Annotated in this window: 20 protein-coding genes; 11 read left to right on the forward strand and 9 right to left on the reverse strand. The window is 61.2% G+C overall.

What is annotated here, in order from left to right:
* Positions 1–39 precede the first annotated feature (39 nt).
* The 3 genes from ADS46_RS16625 to der all read left to right on the forward strand — a co-directional run bounded on the left by ADS46_RS16625 (position 40) and on the right by der (position 3,304).
* Positions 40–696, forward strand: coding sequence for a YfgM family protein (locus ADS46_RS16625; protein ID WP_066321887.1), 657 nt, complete (start codon positions 40–42; stop codon positions 694–696).
* A 68-nt stretch (positions 697–764) separates the two neighbouring features.
* Positions 765–1,904 carry an outer membrane protein assembly factor BamB gene (bamB, locus tag ADS46_RS16630; RefSeq protein WP_234346873.1) on the forward strand — a complete coding sequence of 380 codons (1,140 nt, stop codon included), beginning with the start codon at positions 765–767 and terminating at the stop codon, positions 1,902–1,904.
* Positions 1,901–3,304 (forward strand): ribosome biogenesis GTPase Der, encoded by a 1,404-nt coding sequence (der, locus tag ADS46_RS16635; protein ID WP_066321888.1) that lies wholly within the window; start codon positions 1,901–1,903, stop codon positions 3,302–3,304. Before bamB ends, der begins: the two co-directional genes overlap by 4 nt.
* A gap of 4 nt (positions 3,305–3,308) precedes the next feature.
* Here der and ADS46_RS16640 read toward each other — a convergent pair whose 3' ends face one another.
* A complete protein-coding gene (locus tag ADS46_RS16640) occupies positions 3,309–4,181 on the reverse strand; it encodes an ATP-binding protein (protein WP_066321889.1) in 873 nt (290 codons plus the stop codon).
* A gap of 98 nt (positions 4,182–4,279) precedes the next feature.
* On the opposite strand from ADS46_RS16640, the gene ADS46_RS16645 reads away from it, so the two are divergent.
* A complete protein-coding gene (locus ADS46_RS16645) occupies positions 4,280–5,083 on the forward strand; it encodes a M48 family metallopeptidase (RefSeq protein ID WP_066321890.1) in 804 nt (267 codons plus the stop codon).
* Between the two features lie 157 nt (positions 5,084–5,240).
* Here ADS46_RS16645 and aroE read toward each other — a convergent pair whose 3' ends face one another.
* The 5 genes from aroE to ADS46_RS16670 are packed head-to-tail and all read right to left on the reverse strand — an operon-like array spanning position 5,241 to position 9,827.
* Entirely contained in the window at positions 5,241–6,065 is an 825-nt protein-coding gene (gene aroE / locus ADS46_RS16650) for a shikimate dehydrogenase (RefSeq protein WP_066321891.1), read from the reverse strand.
* On the reverse strand, positions 6,062–7,003 hold the full coding sequence (gene hemF, locus ADS46_RS16655) for an oxygen-dependent coproporphyrinogen oxidase (protein WP_066321896.1): 942 nt from the start codon (positions 7,001–7,003) through the stop codon (positions 6,062–6,064). The genes aroE and hemF overlap by 4 nt, the downstream gene beginning before the upstream one ends.
* 19 nt (positions 7,004–7,022) lie before the next feature.
* Positions 7,023–7,580, reverse strand: coding sequence for an L-threonylcarbamoyladenylate synthase (locus tag ADS46_RS16660; RefSeq protein WP_066321898.1), 558 nt, complete (start codon positions 7,578–7,580; stop codon positions 7,023–7,025).
* A 39-nt stretch (positions 7,581–7,619) separates the two neighbouring features.
* Entirely contained in the window at positions 7,620–8,735 is a 1,116-nt protein-coding gene (dprA, locus tag ADS46_RS16665; RefSeq protein ID WP_066321900.1) for a DNA-processing protein DprA, read from the reverse strand.
* Between the two features lie 42 nt (positions 8,736–8,777).
* Positions 8,778–9,827, reverse strand: coding sequence for a LysM peptidoglycan-binding domain-containing protein (locus ADS46_RS16670; RefSeq protein WP_066321901.1), 1,050 nt, complete (start codon positions 9,825–9,827; stop codon positions 8,778–8,780).
* Positions 9,828–10,027: 200 nt separating this feature from the next.
* Here ADS46_RS16670 and def point away from each other — a divergent pair, with 200 nt between their 5' ends.
* The 7 genes from def to ADS46_RS16705 all read left to right on the forward strand — a co-directional run bounded on the left by def (position 10,028) and on the right by ADS46_RS16705 (position 17,459).
* The gene (gene def, locus ADS46_RS16675; RefSeq protein WP_066321902.1) at positions 10,028–10,540 is read left to right on the forward strand and encodes a peptide deformylase; all 513 of its coding nucleotides are present in this window, start codon (positions 10,028–10,030) and stop codon (positions 10,538–10,540) included.
* A 60-nt stretch (positions 10,541–10,600) separates the two neighbouring features.
* Positions 10,601–11,584, forward strand: a complete 984-nt coding sequence (gene fmt, locus ADS46_RS16680; protein ID WP_066321903.1) for a methionyl-tRNA formyltransferase — start codon at positions 10,601–10,603, stop codon at positions 11,582–11,584.
* On the forward strand, positions 11,581–12,915 hold the full coding sequence (gene rsmB / locus ADS46_RS16685) for a 16S rRNA (cytosine(967)-C(5))-methyltransferase RsmB (RefSeq protein ID WP_066321904.1): 1,335 nt from the start codon (positions 11,581–11,583) through the stop codon (positions 12,913–12,915). Before fmt ends, rsmB begins: the two co-directional genes overlap by 4 nt.
* A 51-nt stretch (positions 12,916–12,966) precedes the next feature.
* Positions 12,967–13,173, forward strand: coding sequence for a dodecin (locus ADS46_RS16690; RefSeq protein ID WP_066321905.1), 207 nt, complete (start codon positions 12,967–12,969; stop codon positions 13,171–13,173).
* Positions 13,174–13,298: 125 nt separating this feature from the next.
* Positions 13,299–14,672 (forward strand): Trk system potassium transporter TrkA, encoded by a 1,374-nt coding sequence (gene trkA / locus ADS46_RS16695; protein WP_066321907.1) that lies wholly within the window; start codon positions 13,299–13,301, stop codon positions 14,670–14,672.
* 49 nt (positions 14,673–14,721) lie between these two features.
* Positions 14,722–16,170 (forward strand): TrkH family potassium uptake protein, encoded by a 1,449-nt coding sequence (locus tag ADS46_RS16700; RefSeq protein WP_066321909.1) that lies wholly within the window; start codon positions 14,722–14,724, stop codon positions 16,168–16,170.
* Positions 16,171–16,214: 44 nt separating this feature from the next.
* The gene (locus ADS46_RS16705; protein ID WP_066321912.1) at positions 16,215–17,459 is read left to right on the forward strand and encodes a TraB/GumN family protein; all 1,245 of its coding nucleotides are present in this window, start codon (positions 16,215–16,217) and stop codon (positions 17,457–17,459) included.
* A 57-nt stretch (positions 17,460–17,516) separates the two neighbouring features.
* Here the strand turns inward: ADS46_RS16705 and ADS46_RS16710 are convergent, their stop codons facing one another.
* The 3 genes from ADS46_RS16710 to ADS46_RS16720 all read right to left on the reverse strand — a co-directional run bounded on the left by ADS46_RS16710 (position 17,517) and on the right by ADS46_RS16720 (position 19,165).
* Positions 17,517–18,287: a tRNA-uridine aminocarboxypropyltransferase gene (locus ADS46_RS16710; protein ID WP_066321913.1), complete on the reverse strand. Its 771-nt coding sequence runs from the start codon at positions 18,285–18,287 to the stop codon at positions 17,517–17,519.
* Between the two features lie 96 nt (positions 18,288–18,383).
* The gene (locus ADS46_RS18910; protein ID WP_199825259.1) at positions 18,384–18,602 is read right to left on the reverse strand and encodes a hypothetical protein; all 219 of its coding nucleotides are present in this window, start codon (positions 18,600–18,602) and stop codon (positions 18,384–18,386) included.
* Positions 18,603–18,859: 257 nt separating this feature from the next.
* Positions 18,860–19,165 (reverse strand): DNA polymerase III subunit beta, encoded by a 306-nt coding sequence (locus tag ADS46_RS16720; protein ID WP_066321915.1) that lies wholly within the window; start codon positions 19,163–19,165, stop codon positions 18,860–18,862.
* Positions 19,166–19,276 lie beyond the last annotated feature (111 nt).

Raw genomic sequence — 19,276 nt, forward strand, 5'->3', positions numbered from 1 at the left:
TGCCGTAAGCGGCGGTTATTGCTGAATAGGAGACCGCCCGTGGCGGATAGAAGCGAAGACGAACAGCTGGATGTGATCAAGCGCTGGTGGAAAGAAAACGGCACGTCACTGATCGCTGGCGCTGCACTGGCGGCAGCCGGCGTATTCGGCTGGAACGCCTGGCAGGATTATCAAGCCGACAAAGCCGAGGCGGCCTCAGTACGCTATCAGCAGTTGGTTAGCCTCGCCGCTGGCAACGAACTCGAAGGCGACCAGCTCAGTGAAGCCCGTGAGATGGTCGACGAGATCGTCAGTGAGCATGACGACACCCTGTACGCTGAATTGGCCTTGCTGCTTGATGCCCGCCTGGCTGTCCAGCAGGATGACCTGGACAGCGCCGTTGAGTCGCTTACCCAGGTGGCGGAATCCTCATCGCGGCGCTATGTGCAAAGCCTTGCCTGGCTGCGGTTAGCGCGTCTCGCCATTGCCAACGAGGACCCCGAACGCGCGCTCGAATTACTCGATGAACCGATCACCGACCCCCTGGCAGCCCAACAAGCCAACGTGCGAGGCGACGCTTACATGGCACTTGGCCAGAACGATCAGGCTCGCAACGCCTGGCAGGATGCTCTCGAGCTGGCACAGCAACAAGGCCAGCCGCTATACGGCGTGCAGTTCAAGCTTGACGATCTCGGCGCTGAGGAGACAGCTCAATGACCCCCCTGTTTTCAACATCAATGTTTTCAAGATCTACATTTTCGAAACGCACCTTTTCAACCCCCGTCATGCGTGTGGCCCTGGGCGCCGCTGCACTGGCCCTCCTGGCTGGCTGTGCGAGCAAAAGCGAACCCGCCTACACGCCCAAAGAGCTTAAAAGTTTCGAAGCAACCTCAACCCTTGAGACGCTTTGGCAAGAGGACGTAGGCGACGGCCTGGGTCGAGCGCGTTACCCCATTGCACCAGCGCGCGAAGGCGATAACGTCTTCGCCGCCGACGCGCAAGGCGTGGTGATGTCGTTTAGCGCCGACGACGGCGAAGAACGCTGGGAAGTCGACCTGGACACGCCGATTTCCAGTGCCTTGACCGCGATTGCCGGACAGGTCTATCTGGGCACGCGCAACGGCGAAGTCATTTCCCTGGACCAAAGCGACGGCAGCGTTAACTGGCGCTCGCGGGTCTCCAGCGAAGTGCTGGCAGCCCCCCAGGCCAACCCGGAATTGCTGGTCGTGCAAAGCATCGACGGCCAGGTGACCGCCCTTGACCGCGCAAGCGGTGACGAACGCTGGGTCTTTTCCAGCTCACTGCCGTCACTGACACTGCGCGGCACCGGCACGCCGATGGTTATCGAGCCAGTCAGCTTTGTCGGCCTGGCCAACGGCCGGTTGACGACCATCGACAACCGCAACGGCCAGCCATTGTGGGATATGCAAATCGCCACGCCGCAAGGTCGCAGCGAAGTCGAACGCCTTGTCGATCTTGCCGGTCAGCCAGTGCTCAGCCGGGAAGGCCGCCTGTTCGTGACCAGTTATAACGGCCAGCTGGTGGCACTGGAGGCAACTCGCGGCAATGTTATATGGGAACGCGAGCTCTCCAGCCGCCACACGCCCCTACTGGTGGGTGACCTGCTGTTTGTGGTCACCGACGACAGCCACGTGGTCGCCATTGACAGCACCAATGGCCAGGAAGTGTGGCGCAACGACGCCCTGGAAGATCGCTGGCTGACGGCCCCCGCCTTCGCTGACGGGCGTGTGGTGGTGGGTGACTTTGAAGGCTATGTGCACCTGATCGACGCCCGCGAAGGTGAGCTGGTGGGTCGCACCGAAGTCGACAGCTCGGGCATTAGCGTCCCGGCGGTCACTGAAGGCGACGTGATTCACGTGCTGGCCAATGACGGACATTTTGAAACGCTGGAAGTCTCTCCATGACACCTGTGATTGCGCTAGTTGGCCGCCCTAACGTGGGCAAGTCGACGCTGTTTAACCGCCTTACCCGCTCGCGGGATGCGCTGGTCGCCGACTTTCCTGGCCTGACCCGTGATCGCAAGTATGGCAACGGCATGCTGGGCAATAAAGCCTATACGGTGATCGACACCGGCGGCATCAGCGGCGACGAACAAGGCATCGATGCGGCCATGGCGGAGCAATCGCTGGCCGCCATCGACGAAGCGGATATCGTGCTGTTCATGGTTGATGCGCGGGCCGGTTTGAACATGGCCGACGAGGCCATTGCCAACCACCTGCGGGTCAACCAGAAGAAAACCTGGCTGGTGGTCAACAAGACCGATGGGTTGGAAGAACACTCGGCCATGGGCGATTTCTGGTCGCTTGGCCTGGGTGACCCATGGCCGATTGCGGCGGCTCACGGTCGCAACGTCTCGACCCTGATGGATACGGTGCTCGAGCCCTTCCCCGAACGCGATGCCGACATACCCGCCGACACCGGCACCAAGGGCATTCGTATCGGCGTGATCGGGCGGCCCAATGTGGGCAAATCGACGCTGGTCAACCGCCTGCTGGGCGAAGAGCGTGTGGTTGTCTTCGATGAAGCCGGTACCACGCGTGACGCCATCGAGATTCCTTTCGAGCGCCGCGGCAAGCCTTATGTGCTGGTTGATACCGCCGGGGTCCGGCGACGCAAGAACGTCAGTGAAGTGGCCGAAAAGTTTTCCATCATCAAGACCCTGGATGCCATTAAGGAATGCCATGTGGCGGTGATGGTGCTGGATGCGCGCAGTGGGCTGGTCGAGCAGGACCTGCACCTGCTCGATTACGTGCTTACCTCCGGCCGTGCCCTGGTGCTGGCCGTCAATAAATGGGACGGACTGGAAAGCGAAGCCAAGGACAAAATGCGTAACGAGATCAAGCGCCGCCTGGGCTTTGCCGACTATGCCGAGATGCACTTTATCTCGGCGCTGCACGGCACGGCGGTAGGCGATCTCTATCCGTCGATCGAGCGAGCCTTCAATGCCGCCAACGCCCACTGGTCCACCAATCGCCTGACCACACTGCTTCAGGATGCCGTCAGCCAGCACCCGCCGCCGATGATACATGGGCGACGCATCAAGCTGCGCATGGCCCACCAGGGCGGCAGCAATCCACCGATCATCGTCGTGCATGGCAATCAGACCGAGGCACTGCCGGACGCCTACCGCCGCTACCTGACGAACACCTTCCGCAAGGTGTTGAAAGTGCGCGGCACGCCCATGCGCTTCGAGTTTCGCTCCGGCAACAATCCCTTCGATCACATGGCAGGCGCCAGCGACAAGGAAAAAGCCAAAAAGCGCGAGCTCAACCGTACCAAAGAGGCACGCAAAAGCCGCCGTTAAACGTCTAAGCCTTGTCGTGCAATCCCTTGCGGCCTACCCAGTGGGCCGCAAACTGCCAGGCAGTGCGGCCGCTGCGACCGCCTCGCAGGGTCGCAAAGCGCAGCGCTTCAGCACGCGCCTCATCATCCCAGCTGACGTTTCCGCTGCTCACCCGCGCGACCCAATGAGCGCACACGTCCAGGTAGGTTGCCTGATTAAAGGGATGAAAGCTGAGCCATAGCCCAAAGCGGTCCGACAGCGAGATTTTCTCCTCCACCGCATCGCCATGGTGCAATTCCTCACCGACCAGCTGCGAGCCGCTGTTGTCGTCCATCGATTCGGGCAGCAAATGACGACGGTTCGAGGTGGCATACAGCAATACGTTTTCCGGCGGGCCGGTGAGCGCCCCATCGAGTACGCTCTTGAGCGCCTTGTAGGCATCGTCGTTGCCCTCGAAAGAGAGGTCGTCACAGTACACGACGAAGCGTTGTGGCTGATGACGCAGCTGTTCGACCAGTACCGGCAAGCTGGCGAGTTCATGGCGGTCAATCTGAACCAGGCGTAGCCCCTCACCTGCCAGTGCGTTAAGCAGCGCGCGTACCACCGACGACTTGCCGCTGCCTCGCGCGCCCCACAGTAGCGCGTGGTTGGCGGGCAAGCCTTGTAGAAACGCCCGGGTATTATCCACCAGCGCCTGCTTTTGCCGCTCAATGCCCAGCAGGTCGTCCAGCGTTAACGCGTCCCTTGGCGGCACCGCCACCAGACGCCCGCCCAGCGGGTGACGCTGCCACAGTGCGGCGACTTCCGTCTGCCAGTTAACCGGTTCAGCCGCGGGTGGTAACCAATGATCCAGTCGATCGAGTAAGCGGGTTAAACGCTGGCTTAATTCGGCATCCATAACGACTCTCTTGGTGAATTATTCGCATGAGGATTGATTTACCCTGTACAGCCGTTATCTTGGGGCAAGGAATTCACTTTCACAAAAGGAAATACGCCATGCGCTGGTTACGCCCTCTCGCCATTACGGCTCTGTGTCTTGCTGTTGCGGCCTGTTCGACATCGCCTACCGGGCGCTCACAGCTGTTGTTGTTATCCGACGAGGAACTCAACAACATGGGTAGCCAGGCCTTCAACCAGTATCAGCAGGAATTGCCCAGCGCCGGTCAGGCGAGCCAGCGCTACGCTCAGTGCATTGCCGATGCCATTGTCGCGGAACTCCCGCAGGACCAGCAGCAGCTGGACTGGCAAATCCGTGTCTTCGAGGCTGAAGAGCCCAACGCCTTTGCCCTGCCCGGCGGCTATATGGGCTTGCATACCGGCATGCTGGATATCGCCACCAACCAGGACCAGGTGGCGTCGGTGGTCGCCCACGAAATCGGCCACGTGCTCGCCAAGCACTCCAATGAGCGGGCCTCGACCCAAAGCGCCACCCAGCTGGGGCTTTCCGTCATTTCCAGCGCTTCCGGCCTTCAAGGCCCAGGTGGTGAGCAGCTGATGGGCGTTCTCGGCATGGGGGCGCAATACGGCATCATGCTGCCCTTCTCGCGGCGCCACGAAAGCGAAGCGGATACCATTGGTCTGGAGTTGATGGCCCGGGCCGGGTTTGATCCCCGCGAGAGCGTCGCCCTTTGGCAAAACATGCAGCAGGCATCGGGCGGCGGCGCACCGCCGGCCTGGATGTCGACCCACCCCAGCCAAGGGCAGCGGATTGAAGGGCTGCAAGCGAACATGAGCGATGCCATGGCCACCTTTGAACAGGCGCGCAATAACGGCCGCACACCCAACTGCCCACGCCCGTAACAAACAGCCGCCGCTGCCTTTCGGCAGCGGCGGCTCATCGGGGTTACTCACTCGGGTGAACGCGAAAAGTCGTTACTTAGCCATATTCAGCTAGCATACAGCTAGTCCAAGCTCAGCTAGCCATTAATCCCGCTAACCGTCGTTCAGCTACCATAGTTCAGCTGCCATAGTTCAGCGACTGACGCAGCCGCGCCCGTACCGGCGCTGTATCAGGGTGCTGGTTGCGCCAGAGGTAAAACGATTCTGCCGCCTGCTCGACCAGCATGCCCAGCCCATCCAACAGCTTCGCGCCGCGGGGCCCGGCCCACGTTAAAAACACCGTCGGCTCGACACCGTACATCATGTCGTAGGCCCAGGCGCCGTTGGCAAAGAGGTCATCGGGCAACGGCGGCAGGTCGCCCGAGAGGCTGGCACTGGTGCCATTGATGACCACGTCGAATTTACCGTCCAGGCTGTCGAAACCGCCGCCCTTGATCGTCCCCAAGTCGGCAAAATCCTCGGCCAACTGCCGGGCTTTTTCCGCCGTGCGATTGACCACGACCACTTCGCTGGGCTGCTCGCCCAGCAGGGGCTCCAGAATACCGCGCACGGCGCCGCCCGCACCGACTATCAAGACACGCTTTCCAGCCAGCGCAACGCGATGATAAGCCAGATCACGGACCAGGCCAACGCCATCGGTGGTATCCCCGTAGGTGCGGCCATTACCGCCCAGAATCAGCGTATTCACCGCCCCCGCCCGTCGGGCACGGTGGCTCAGCGTATCGCACAGCGCGAAAGCATCCGCCTTGAACGGCACGGTCACATTGGCACCTCGCCCACCCTCGGCGCAAAACGCCTGCCACGCTGCCGCCAGCTCGCCTATTGGCGGTTCTATGGCGGTGTAGTCGATGTCCTGCCCGGTTTGACCGGCAAAGTCGGCGTGAATCATGGGCGATTTGGAATGGCCAACGGGATTGCCGAAGACGGCGTAACGATCGGTCATAGAACCTCCTCGCCACGCGTTGCGGCGGCTTCGTCGAGCCAGTCGCGGGGCACAAGATACGCATTGAGCTGCGCCTCAGGGCTATCGTTCTCCGGGGTGAACGCATATTCCCAGCGGGCCAGGGGCGGCATCGACATCAGAATGGACTCGGTACGCCCCCCGCTTTGCAGGCCGAACAGCGTCCCTCTATCCCATACCAGGTTGAACTCGACATAGCGGCCGCGGCGATAAAGCTGGAATTGACGCTGCCTATCGTTCCAGGCATCGCCACGGCGTCGCTCGACAATCGGCAGGTAGGCCTCCAGAAAGCTGTCGCCGACGGCGCGTTGAAAAGCAAAGCAGTCTTCAAAACTGCCGTCGTTGAGATCATCGAAGAACAAGCCGCCCACGCCCCGGGTTTCCTCACGGTGCTTGAGATAGAAGTACTCGTCGCACCAGGCCTTGTAACGCGCGTAAACGTCGTCGCCAAAGGGCGCGCAGGCCGCGCTGGCCACCTTGTGCCAGTGCACCACATCGTCGAACACCGGGTAGAACGGCGTTAGGTCATAGCCGCCACCAAACCACCAGACTGGCGGCTCGCCCTCTTTTTCGGCGATAAAGAACCGTACGTTGCCGTGGCTGGTGGGCACATGGGGGTTTTCCGGATGCAGCACCCAGGAAACCCCGACCGCGTGAAAACTGCGACCGGCAAGCTCCGGCCGTGCGGCCGTGGCGGAGGGTGGCAACTGGGTGCCGAACACATGGGAGAAATTGACACCGCCTTTTTCAAACACGCCGCCATTTTCGATCACCCGTGAGCGGCCACCGCCGCCTTCTTCACGGTCCCATTCGTCCTGCCTGAAGCTTGCCTGTCCGTCAGCGCTTGCCAGCCCCTCGCAAAGGCGTTCCTGCAGGTCCAGCAGGTAGTTCTTGACGGTATCCAGATGTTCGTGCGCCACGTCGTCTCCTGATGATCGGTTAACTGCGTATCACGCTGCCACTGACGAGATCGCGAATCTTGCTGGGCCGTTCGTTACCGCCCAGCTCGCCATCGATGATGGCCGCCAACTGGTCGCCAAACACCGCCCTGACGTCATCCGCACTGGTCGCCGGGGGGTCGCCGGCCACGTTGGCAGAGGTCGATACCAGCGGGCCACCAAAGGCTTCACAAAGCGCCTGCATCAGCGGGTGGTCAGTAACCCGCAGCGCCACTTTACTGTGCGCCCCCCGGACCAGACCGTGACTGCGGCCGTTATCCGGCACCAGCCAGGTATTCGGCCCCGGCCAACTGGCAATCAACGGCGCATGCAGGGCCAACGGCAACTGTGTGAGCCACGGCTGAAACTGGCCAATCGAGGCCGCCACCAGAATCACGCCCTTGGCGGGATCGCGGGCCTTTAAGCGCATTAACTGCGCCAGCGCTTCGTCGTTGTCGGGATCACAGCTTAATCCCCACACCGCTTCCGTTGGGCAGGCAATAACCCCGCCGTTGCGCAATGCGCGAACGGCTTTATCCAGTTCAGCCGCTGTCGTCATGAAGTCTCCACCCGTTATGGTAAAGGAAACATTATCTTATCATGGCCGGGGTAACCGCACCCAACCACCCGCCCGGGATGCGACCCAGCCCTCGATTTCCAGCATCAGCAGGCGCTGCTGGCAGTCACTCACCGAGCAGCCACTTTGTTGCACCAGGGCGTCAATCGGCGTGGGCGAAGCGCTCAGCAAGCCGAGCAGCGCATCGGGCAGCGGTTCGGCTGCGGTGTCAGTTGCCGACCGATGGGTAGCGATATCTTCCCCTGAAGTGGGCAAAAACTCGCTCGCCCAATGCTGCAGCTCGTTGACGATATCCTCGGGTTCGCAGGCCATGGCCGCCCCCTGGCGCAGCAGCTGAAGGCAGCCACGTGCCTGCTGATTGTGCAACGAACTGGGCAGGGCAAACACATCGCGGCCCTGCTCCATGGCCAGGCGGGCGCTGACCAGTGAGCCGCTTTTCTCGGCTGCTTCCACCACCAGCGTACCCAGCGATAAACCGGTCACGATTCGGTTCCGGCGCGGGAAGAAGGCAGGGTGTGCGGTGGTGCCCGGCGGGTGTTCAGCCAGTACCAGTCCTCCCGGCGAATCGCTGAGCTGTTGATAAAGCGCACGATGGCGGGCGGGATAAATCACGTCAATCCCGCAGCCCAATACCGCCACGCTGCTGCCGCCCGCGTCCAGGGCGGCTTGCTGGGCCACCCCGTCAATCCCTAACGCCATTCCGCTGACAATACTCCAGCCTCGCCTGGCCAATTCCCGGGCGAAGGTTTGCGCATTATGCGTGCCTTCCGATGTCGGCCGACGCGTGCCCACCATGGCAAGCGTCGGTCGCTCAAGGGCGCCCAGGTCGCCCTGCGCCCAGAGCACGGCTGGCGGATCAGGTAGTTGATTGAGCAGCCTTGGCCATGCCGGGTGGTCGCGGTGCAAAAGCGTGCGTGCTGGCGCACTGCACTGCCAGTTCAGGCTCGCCTCGACCTCACGCTGCAAGGGGCTCTTTGTAGGGTGCTCACACCACAACCGCAGCGCACTGGCTGCCTTGCTGGGCAACCCCGCCAGCCACCCCTGTGGCCACTGGGGTTGTTGCGCCACAAGCTCAGCGATTCGCTGAGGCCCCACCCCCGGCAGTGCATTGACCACCAACCACTCCCTGGTATCCATTACCTCTCCTTATTCAATCTATCGACGATTGACCCAACTCATCTAGCGCGGCGGTGTCCTTACAAGATCGCCCACCTCCACCACTCGGGAAGCCTCCATCACCAGCGCATAGCTCACGCGATCATAGGGGCTGAAGACCATCAAGGTGCCAGCGGCTTCACTGGGTAGCGTGATCGACGCCTGGTTACGCGGGTCACTGACCGCCTCACCCTGCTGGGCAATCTGGAAGACATGCCCGGCTTGCACGCCATCCAGCGTGCCCAAATCGATCGTTACCACCTGCAGGCGACCGATAAAGCGCACCCCGCCCGGCACGCCGATCAGTGTCCCCGACAGCGCATTGCGCGGTGCGCGGGGCACCATGTCGTCATCCAGTCGCGAGGTTTCCAGCGGCAGGACAAGGTCGTTGTTGCGTATTTCCTGGGCGGCACTCAGCACCTTCAACTGGGCGATATCCTCTTCGGCGCGCAGGTAGCGGGCCTCGCCGATCTTGATCAGTTCGGTACCCAGGACCGTGCCATCGTTAGCCGTATAGGTGTCGGCGGGCCGATAAATACCCACGTCCGCTTGCCTTGGCACCTGCCCGCGCACATACAGCGAATCCCCCGCCCCGCTGATCAAGCGTCCCTGGTGACCGGCCACGACATAAGCCATGGCGTCGGCGGCGGGGTCCCCCTCCTTGATACGATGATCACGCAGGAACGGCCGGATAATACTCGCGTCGATGGGGGGTATCGCTTCGCGGCGAGGGACGGTGCGCATCTTGGGCGAGAGTGTCACTACCCGCTGCTCCCGTGAAAGGGACAGGCAGGGATCGCCCTGGCAATCGCTTAAGGTGAGTACATCGCCGGGGTAAATAAGGTGTGGATTGCGAATGGCAGTATTGGTTTGCCAAAGCTCAGGCCACTGCCAGGGCGCATGCAAGAACCGGCCCGCAATGTCCCAGAGGGTGTCGCCCTCTGCCACCGTGTAGCGCTCGGGTGCCGAGTCGCGAAGGCGCTCCCAGGCGCCCGCATCCAGTGACATCAATATCGTCAGTGCGCCGATGAACCAAGCGCCCGCGCCATATCGCCTGCGTTGTCCAGCCCCCATCCTGCCCCCTGTTTTTTTACCTGCGATTACGCGGGTGATTCGCGCTGCACCACCGGGCAGGCATGCCCGGAACATTGACAGCATGATATAGTGGTCGATCATAAAGTACTCAGGTCATAAATAAAGCACTTGGGCATGCGACCCCATTGACGCACTGCTCAAGCGATTACTCAGTTCAGCACAACGGTGGTAGCAACGCCATGGCCAAACTCGCCATTCTCGAATTCCCCGACGAGCGCCTGCGCACCAAGGCCAAAGCAGTTCAAAGCGTCGACGATGAAGTGCGCAAGCTCGTCGATGACATGCTGGAAACCATGTACGACGCCCAAGGGATCGGCCTGGCCGCAACCCAGGTGGACGTTCACCGCCGGGTGGTGGTGATGGATGTCAGCGACGACAACTCCCAGCCGCTGGTACTTATCAACCCCAGCTATACGCCCATTGGCGACGAGAAAGAGCCGCTGTCCGAAGGCTGCCTGTCGATCCCGGAGCACTACGCTGAAGTGCCACGCTATCTGAAGGTGGAGTTGAAAGCGCTGGACCGCAACGGCGAGCCCTACACGCTTGAAGCCGACGGTCTGCTGGCGCACTGTATTCAGCACGAGTACGACCACCTGGAGGGTGTGCTGTTTGTCGACTATCTGTCGTCCCTCAAGCGTGACCGGATTCGCAAGAAAATGGAAAAGCGCCACAAGCAGATGCAGGGCGCCTGACCGCGTCGCCCTGTTCAAGATTACCGTTACGTCTACCTTTGCCGCCAGGTCCCTGTGTCCATGTCATCATTGCGCGTTGTTTTTGCGGGTACCCCGGAATTCGCTGCTTCAAGTCTGGCCGCCCTGCTGGAAAGCCAGCATCAGGTGGTCGCCGCCTATACCCAGCCCGACCGTCCCGCCGGGCGCGGGCGCAAGCTCACCCCAAGCCCTGTCAAGCGCCTGGCGCTCGAGCATGAACTGCCGGTTTATCAGCCTGAAAGCCTGAAAACGGCCGATGCCCAGGCGACGCTTGACGCGCTCGATGCCGACGTCATGGTAGTGGTGGCCTACGGGCTACTGTTGCCTCAGGCCGTGCTGGACATCCCGCGTCTGGGGTGCCTCAACGTTCACGCCTCGCTACTACCCCGCTGGCGCGGTGCCGCGCCGATCCAGCGCGCCATTGAAGCCGGTGACAGCGTTTCCGGCGTGACCATCATGCAAATGGATGCTGGCCTGGATACCGGCGACATGCTGTTTGAGGTGCGTACGCCGATCACCGACCAGACCACCGGCGGCGACCTGCACGACCGGCTGGCCCTTCAAGGGGCCAATGCGCTGGTTCAGGTGCTGGACGAGCTGGAGACGGGACGCATCACAGCGTCGCCACAACCAGCAGACGGCGTCACCTACGCCGCCAAGCTCACCAAGGCCGAGGCCGAGCTGGATTTCAGCCAGCCTGCCGAGCAGCTGGTACGCACCATTCACGCCTTCAACCCCTGGCCTGTTGCCTGGTGCGCCCTGGGTGACGACCGCCTGCGCCTGCTGAAGGCAAGTGTCGAGCCTGGCGAACAGCCGCCGACGGCACCCGGCATGCTGCTCGAACACGGCGAGGATCACTTGCGAATCGCCTGTGGCGCCGAAGGCCGCCAGGTGCTTTGCGTCAGCCGCGCCCAACTTCCCGGGGGCAAGGCGCTGCCAGCCCGCGAGCTGCTCAACGCCCGCCAGACACGCCTCATCCCGGGCACGCGCCTGGGGCAAAATACCCACTCAGGAGCCTCCTCATGAATCAGCCACGTTCGCCCAAGGCAGGCAGCGGCCAGGAAGTGCGCGCTGCCGCGGCACGCGGGCTGGTACCGGTGCTGACCGACCAGGGGTCGCTGGCCACGCTGGATGAGCACAGTGTGATTGCGCGGGACCGCAGCCTGCTCAAAGAACTGTGCTACGGTACCTGCCGCCGACTGCCTCGCCTGGAAGCGCTGGCCGACCAGTTGCTCAAGCAGCCGTTCAAGAAGCGTGACAGCGATATCCAGGCGCTGCTGCTGGTGGGCATCTACCAACTCCTCTATATGCGTATTCCCGCTCATGCGGCGGTTGGCGAGACCGCGGGCGCGGCGCGTCTACTCGGCAAAACCTGGGCCACGCGGGTTCTGAACGGCTGCCTGCGTCGCTTGCAGCGGGAATCCGACGAACTTCAGGCAATCGTCGACCGCGATGCCAACGTCGCGCTCGAGCATCCCGCCTGGCTGCTAAAGGCGTTCCGTCAAGCATGGCCTGAACAGTGGCAGGCCATTGCCAACGCCAACAACCAGCCTGGGCCAATGACGCTGCGGGTCAATCAGCGCCACCAAGACCGCGAAACCTACCTGTCCCTGCTGGATAGCACCGGCTTGAGCGGCCAGTTATGTGTCCACGCTCCCGACGGTATTACCCTCGACCAGCCCTGCGACGTCACCACCTTGCCTGGCTTTGAGAAAGGTCTCGTCAGCGTTCAGGATGAAGCCGCCCAACTCAGCGCTGCGCTGCTCGGGCCTGCCCTTGCCCCGCGCCCTGGGGCTCGTGTGCTGGACGCATGCTGTGCTCCTGGCGGGAAAACCGCTCACCTGCTGGAACAGTTTGATATCTCCCTGACCGCCGTGGACAGCGACAATATGCGCCTGGCGAGGGTTGACGACGCACTCCACCGCCTGGGGCTGACGGCCGAGCTACAGCACGCCGACGCCACCCAGCGCGACTGGTGGAGCGGCACGCCTTTTGATGCCATCCTGCTTGACGCCCCCTGCTCCGGCACGGGCGTCATTCGCCGTCATCCGGATATCAAGAAGCTGCGCCGCCCCGACGATATCCGCAAGCTGGCCGCATTGCAGCGCCAACTGCTGGATAATCTCTGGCCGCTATTACGACCGGGCGGCACGCTGCTTTACGCCACCTGTTCGGTGCTGCCTGAAGAGAATGTCGATCAAGTGGAGGCCTTCTTGGCCCGCACACCCGACGCACAGGTCACCACGCCGGGTGACGTTGCCTGGGGCATGCCAAGTGGCCCCGGCCGCCAACTGTTTCCCGAAGACGGCGGTCACGATGGCTTTTTTTATGCCAGACTAGAGAAGCAGGCTGCCTGACACTTTTTTCGTCATGACAGGCAGTGAATTCATGACACGGATGGAGAGACCATGAGTCATCACACCTATAAGCACATCGAGCTAACCGGTTCTTCCGAAAAAGGAATTGAAGACGCCGTGCAGAACGCACTCGCCAAGGCGTCTGAAACCATCAAGCATATGCGCTGGCTGGAAGTGACCGACACCCGCGGCCACATCGAGGACGGTCAGGTCGCACACTGGCAGGTCACGGTCAAGGTTGGCTTTACCCTGGAATAATCCCCACCTGCTTTTCGACGGCGGCTGGTTTACACTGGCCGCCGTCTTTATTGCAGCGCACGATAGGCCGCCTCACGCAGTTCACGAGGTTTCGCTTGCGCTCTCAACGGAACCGATGCTCAGCAATGAAAATCATCATTCTCGGCGCCGGCCAGGTCGGCGGCACCCTCGCGGAGCACCTTGCCCGTGAGGAAAACGACATCACCGTCATCGATACCGATGCCAAAAAGCTGCGCGAGCTGCATACCAAGCTCGATATCCGCACGGTGACCGGCGCGGGTTCCTACCCCATTGTGCTGCGTCAGGCAGGCTGTGAAGACGCCGACATGCTGATTGCCGTCACCAGCAGCGACGAGATCAACATGATCGCCTGCCAGGTGGCGCATACCCTGTTCCGCACCCCGACCAAGATCGCCCGGGTGCGGGCGACGGCCTACCTGACCCGCAAGGGGCTGTTCGCCCATGAAGCGATTCCCATCGACGTTCTGATCAGCCCCGAGCAGGTGGTCACCGACCACGTGCGCCGTCTGATCGAGCATCCCGGCGCATTGCAGGTGTTGGAATTCGCCGGCGGGCTCGTCCAGCTGGTGGCGGTAAAAGCCTTCTACGGCGGCCCGCTGGTGGGCCAGGACCTGGCCTTTCTGCGCCGCCATATGCCCAATGTGGACACCCGGGTGGCGGCGATCTACCGCCGCAATCGGCCGATCATCCCCCGCGGCGATACGGTCATCGAAGCCGACGACGAAGTCTTCTTCCTGGCGGCCCGCCGCGATATCCGCGCGGTAATGAGCGAACTGCGCCGGGTCGAACGGGATTTCCGCCGTGTGGTGATCGCCGGGGGCGGCAACATCGGCGAGCGCCTGGCCGAGCATCTGGAGCACAGCCACCAGGTCAAGATCATCGAGCACAGCCTGGAACGTTGCACCACGCTCTCCGAGCGGCTCGACCGCACCGTGGTGCTCCACGGCAGCGCGACCAGCAAGCGGCTGCTGGAAGAAGAGAACATCGAGGACTGCGATATCTTCTGCGCGCTGACCAACGACGACGAGGTCAATATCATGTCGTCGCTGCTGGCCAAGCGGATGGGCGCCAAAAAGGTGCTGACACTGATCAACAATGCCGCCTATGTGGACCTGGTTCAGGGCGGCGAGATCGATATTGCCATATCCCCCCAGCAGGCAACCATCGGCAGCCTGCTGACCCACGTGCGGCGTGGCGATATCGTCAACGTCCACTCGCTGCGCCGGGGCGCCGCCGAGGCCATCGAGGCCATCGCCCATGGCGACAAGCAGTCGTCCAGGGTGGTCGGGCGCACCATTCGCGAGATCGACCTGCCCGAGGGCACCACCATCGGCGCGATCGTGCGCGGCAAGGAGGTCATGATCGCCCACGACCACATCGTCATCGAAAGCGGTGACCACGTGATCCTGTTCGTTATCGACAAGCGGCGCATCCGTGACGTGGAGCGCTTGTTCCAGGTAGGGCTGACGTTCTTCTGATGCTTGAACTCGGCGCGCAACTTATTGACCAGGGGAGCCTAGAACAGCCATGAGCCTGAGGGTTATTCTGCGCATTCTGGGGCTGCTGTTGATGCTCTTCAGCCTCACCATGCTCCCCCCCATGCTGATCTCCGCATGGTTCCGCGACGGCGTGTGGGACGCCTTTATGATGGCCATGGCCATTACCGTGGCGACGGGGCTGTGCTTCTACTTACCCAACCGTCGCGCACAAAAAGAGCTGCGCGTACGCGATGGCTTTATTATCGCCGCCATGTTCTGGACCGTGCTGGCCCTGTTCGGCTCGCTGCCCTTGATGCTGTTTGGCGATGAGGCGCTCGGTTTGACCGATGCGGTCTTCGAGTCTTTTTCAGGGCTGACCACCACGGGCGCGACGGTCATAACGGGGATCGACTTTCTGCCCGAATCGATTCTCTACTACCGCCAGCAGCTCCAATGGCTGGGCGGCATGGGGATCGTGGTTTTGGCCGTGGCGATTCTGCCCACACTCGGCGTTGGCGGCATGGCGCTTTACCGCACGGAAATCCCGGGGCCTTTGAAAGACTCCAAGCTGACCCCGCGCATCACCGAGACCGCCAAGGCGCTTTGGTATATCTACGCCACGTTGACGGTGGCCTGTATGCTGGCCTATATGGCGGCGGGCATGAACTGGTTCGACGCCCTGGGGCACAGCTTTTCGACGGTGGCCATTGGCGGCTTTTCCACCCACGACGCCAGTATCGGCTATTTTGACAGCGCCGCGATCGAGATGATCTGCGTGGGCTTTATGCTGATTTCGGCGTTCAGTTTCAGCCTGCACTTTATCGCCTGGCGTGAAAAACGCCTGACGCACTACTTTCAGGATCCGGAAGCCCGCTTTCTGATGCTGTTTCTTGCCGGGCTGACCACCATTACCGTGACCACCCTATGGCTGAGTAACACCTACAGCGATATCGACGTGCTGCGCCATGCGCTGTTTGAGGTTGTCTCCGTTGCCACCACCGCGGGGTTTGCCGTGGCAGATTTCTCGGGCTGGCCGGGCGCCCTGCCATTCCTGCTGTTTGTGGCGGCCTTTGTGGGGGGCTGTTCCGGCTCCACCGCCGGCGGGATGAAGGTCATCCGCATTATTCTGATCATGAAGCAGGGCATGCGCGAGGTCATGCGCCTGATCCATCCCAACGCCGTCATTGCCGTTAAAGTCGGTAAAGTCAGCGTGCCCGACAGTATCGCCCAGGCGGTGTGGGGCTTTTTCTCGGTCTATGTGCTGCTGTTTTTCTTGATGCTGGTAGGCGTCATGGCCACAGGGGTGGATCAGGTCACCGCCTGGTCAACCGTAGGCTCTGCCCTGAACAACCTGGGACCGGCGCTTGGCGAAGCCAGCAGTCACTATGGCGATATGCCCGGTATCGCGAAATGGATTCTGGTGTTTGCCATGCTGCTGGGCCGTTTGGAAATTTTCACCGTGCTGGTACTGTTTACGCCCGCCTTCTGGCGGCGTTGACCCGACCGGCGCGGCCTATTTATTTGTTGAATCGAGACGTTTTCATGACCCAGGAAGATGTGACACTGACAGCGTCCGATAGCGACGCACTGCCCGCGACCAGCGGCCCGATCAAGGTTATTACGGTGGGCGATACCCGCTACACGCTGCTAGGCACCGCGCACGTCTCGGAAGAAAGCGCCAACGACGTGCGCCAGTTGATTGACACCGGCCGCTTTGACGCCGTTGCCATTGAGCTGTGCGATGCCCGACACCACAGCATGGCGAACCCTGATGCCATGGGAGAGCAGGACCTGTTCCAGGTATTCAAGCAAGGCAAGGCCGGCATGGTCGCTGCCAGCCTTGCCCTGGGCGCGTTTCAACAACGTATTGCCGACCAGTCGGGCATTCAGCCTGGGGCTGAAATGCGAGCCGCGGTCGAGGCCTGCAAGGCCAAACAGCTACCGCTGCTGCTGGTCGACCGTGACGTCGGTATCACGCTCAGGCGCATTTACCGCAATGTCCCCTGGTGGCAGCGCTTCTCGCTGTTTACCGGCTTGATCGGCAGCGTGCTCTCCCGGGAAGACGTCTCGAAAGAAGATATCGAGAAGCTCAAGGAAGGCGATATGCTGGAAGCCACGTTCCGCGAATTCGCCGCCCAGTCGGAAGCGCTTTATAACCCGCTGATCCGCGAGCGCGACCGCTATATGGCGCTGCGCCTTGCTGAAGAAACGCCTTCAGGGGGTTACCGCAACGTGCTGGTGGTGCTGGGCGCCGGTCATTTGAAGGGCACCGCCGAGCATCTTGAAGCGCCGCTGCCTGCCAATCCTGGCGAGGAAATCGCCACCCTGGAAGCCACGCCGCCGCCGTCTAAAATTTGGAAACTGGTTCCCTGGCTGATTACCGCCCTGGTACTGGTCGGCTTTGCGATTGGTTTTTCGCGCAATACCGACTTGGGCTTGCAGTTAGTGCTTGAGTGGTTTTTGATCAACGGTATTCTTTCTGGCGGTGCCACGATTATCGCCATGGCGCACCCGGTCACCGTGATCGCCACCTTCTTTGCCGCGCCGCTGACCTCGCTTAACCCGACGATTGGCGCCGGGTTTGTGGCCGCCGGGGTAGAGCTTTACATGCGCAAGCCCAAGGTGCGCGACTTTGCCACCCTGCGCAACGATGTGGTGAACCTGAAAGGCTGGTGGAAAAACCGCGTGTCACGCACGCTACTGGTCTTTATTCTCGCCACGCTCGGTTCAGCGGTGGGTACCTGGGTAGCCGGTTTCAGAATCGCCGGTACGCTGTTTGGCGGCTAGCAGCCTGTCGGGCTTGACCGATCGTCGCGAGAAGCATGGATTCGCAGTAGATCAGTGTTAAGTCCGACAGGCTGCTAAGCGCTGCATTGCCGCTGTCGGCGGGTCGATCTTGTGATACGACCGGCTCGCCGCGTAGCTGTCGTTGAACACCTCAAAGTAATCATCCAGCACTGCCGCAGCAGAGGTATCTCCGCCCTGGCGCAGCAGCTCAATGGCCACTTCAGCGGTGCAAAGATGCGCCCTGGAGGCAGGCTTGCGCAGCCGGTAGCGGGTCTCCCGCTCGGTGCGCAGCGGCAGCACCGGCAGCTCATCAAGGTAGGGGCTTTTACGGAAGATTCGCCGTGCCTGGCGCCAGGTGCCATCCAGCAGAATATACACTGGAATCCTGCCGCTTTGCCTTGCGTCACTCACCGCCGCCAACGACACCACACGGTCGGCGTAGTCGGGCTGATCATCGGGAAATATCACAAAGGGCGCGTAGCGCGGGTCGTCCAGCAGCGCCAATAGTTGCTCATCGGGCGCGGTGCGGTACCAGGTAAACACCTTGGTTTGCGAAAGCACATCCCCGATCAGGCGCCCCGTATTGGTTGGCTTATAGTGCTCCAGGGGATGGGTCAGCAGCCACACCTGAGCATGGCTTTCGGCCTTGACCTGGTAGGGGCAGAGGCAATTGAGCTCGGGCAGGTTGCAGCCCTCACAGCGTCTGACAAAGCTGCCCCGCGCCTTGAATTCCCGCCGGGGCGGACGCGGATGCCCCGTCGCCGGATCTCTCTCGACGTTTGGGCTGACGGCATCGGCATTGTGCGTACCGGACTCAGAGACTGACATCTGCGCTCCCGCGATTGGCAAGGGGCGCCGAGTATAAAGCAGGGTAGCGCTGATCAGCTAGGCGCTTAGCCACGAGAACAGGGCCAGTAGGACAAATTATGAAATAGAAGAAAGCGCAAGCTTTTGGTCAATCCGTTCCAGAATAGACGTCAGACTCGCTACTGAGTCAATCGCCAGCGTCAAGATCGCCGCATTTTTATCGGGATCATCCGGATATTCATGGGCGAAGCGATTTCGCAGTATTCTAAGTGCTTGCCATTGCTCACTGTCTTCGATGTAGCCCAGCTTTTCCAGACGGTGTAGCTTATCCAGCATGGGGCGATCCTCATATGGCTCTTGTAAATACAGCAGCACAGAAGGGAGCAATCGCACACCGATAGCGTCCTGCAATTTACCAAACCGAAGTACGAATTGATCCAGACTCTGGATCTCCGCATCACTTAGTCGGGTGAGGCGCTCGCCGGTAATGGGTAGCGACGTTTGCAAAGACGACAACGCATAGTCAATGAAATGCCGATGACGCTGACACTCGCGTCAGGCATCAAGTAAACGCTGTTGCACAATGTCTTGAGTCATAACGCAATACCGGATTGTTCGGCGATGCGGAAGATAGCGGGATAATTACCTCGACCTGGATAATCGATCAACATATCGATTTTTTGTTCGCCAAGCGCTTGCTGCAACTGTACCTGGCAGCGCATTTCGGCTCGTACAATATCGTTAACGTCTTGCATGTCGGTAGTGATGAGCAGGTCGATATCACCACCACGGCGACCATCATCGGTACGGGAACCGAACAGCTTTACACGCGCCTGGGCACCAAAGCAGTTTTTTACTGACTGGACGATCATTTGGCGCTGATAGTCGCTCAAACGCATAGCCGCTCTCCTTGCCTACTTCTTCAACACCCTAATCTCGTAAAGGCTAGCACATTTCCTCGTCACCTCCGTAAACCTAAAAACCTTCCAACGTTGACACCTAAAGCGCAA

The organism is Halomonas sp. G11, from assembly GCF_001663515.1.
Taxonomy (GTDB): Bacteria; Pseudomonadota; Gammaproteobacteria; order Pseudomonadales; family Halomonadaceae; genus Vreelandella.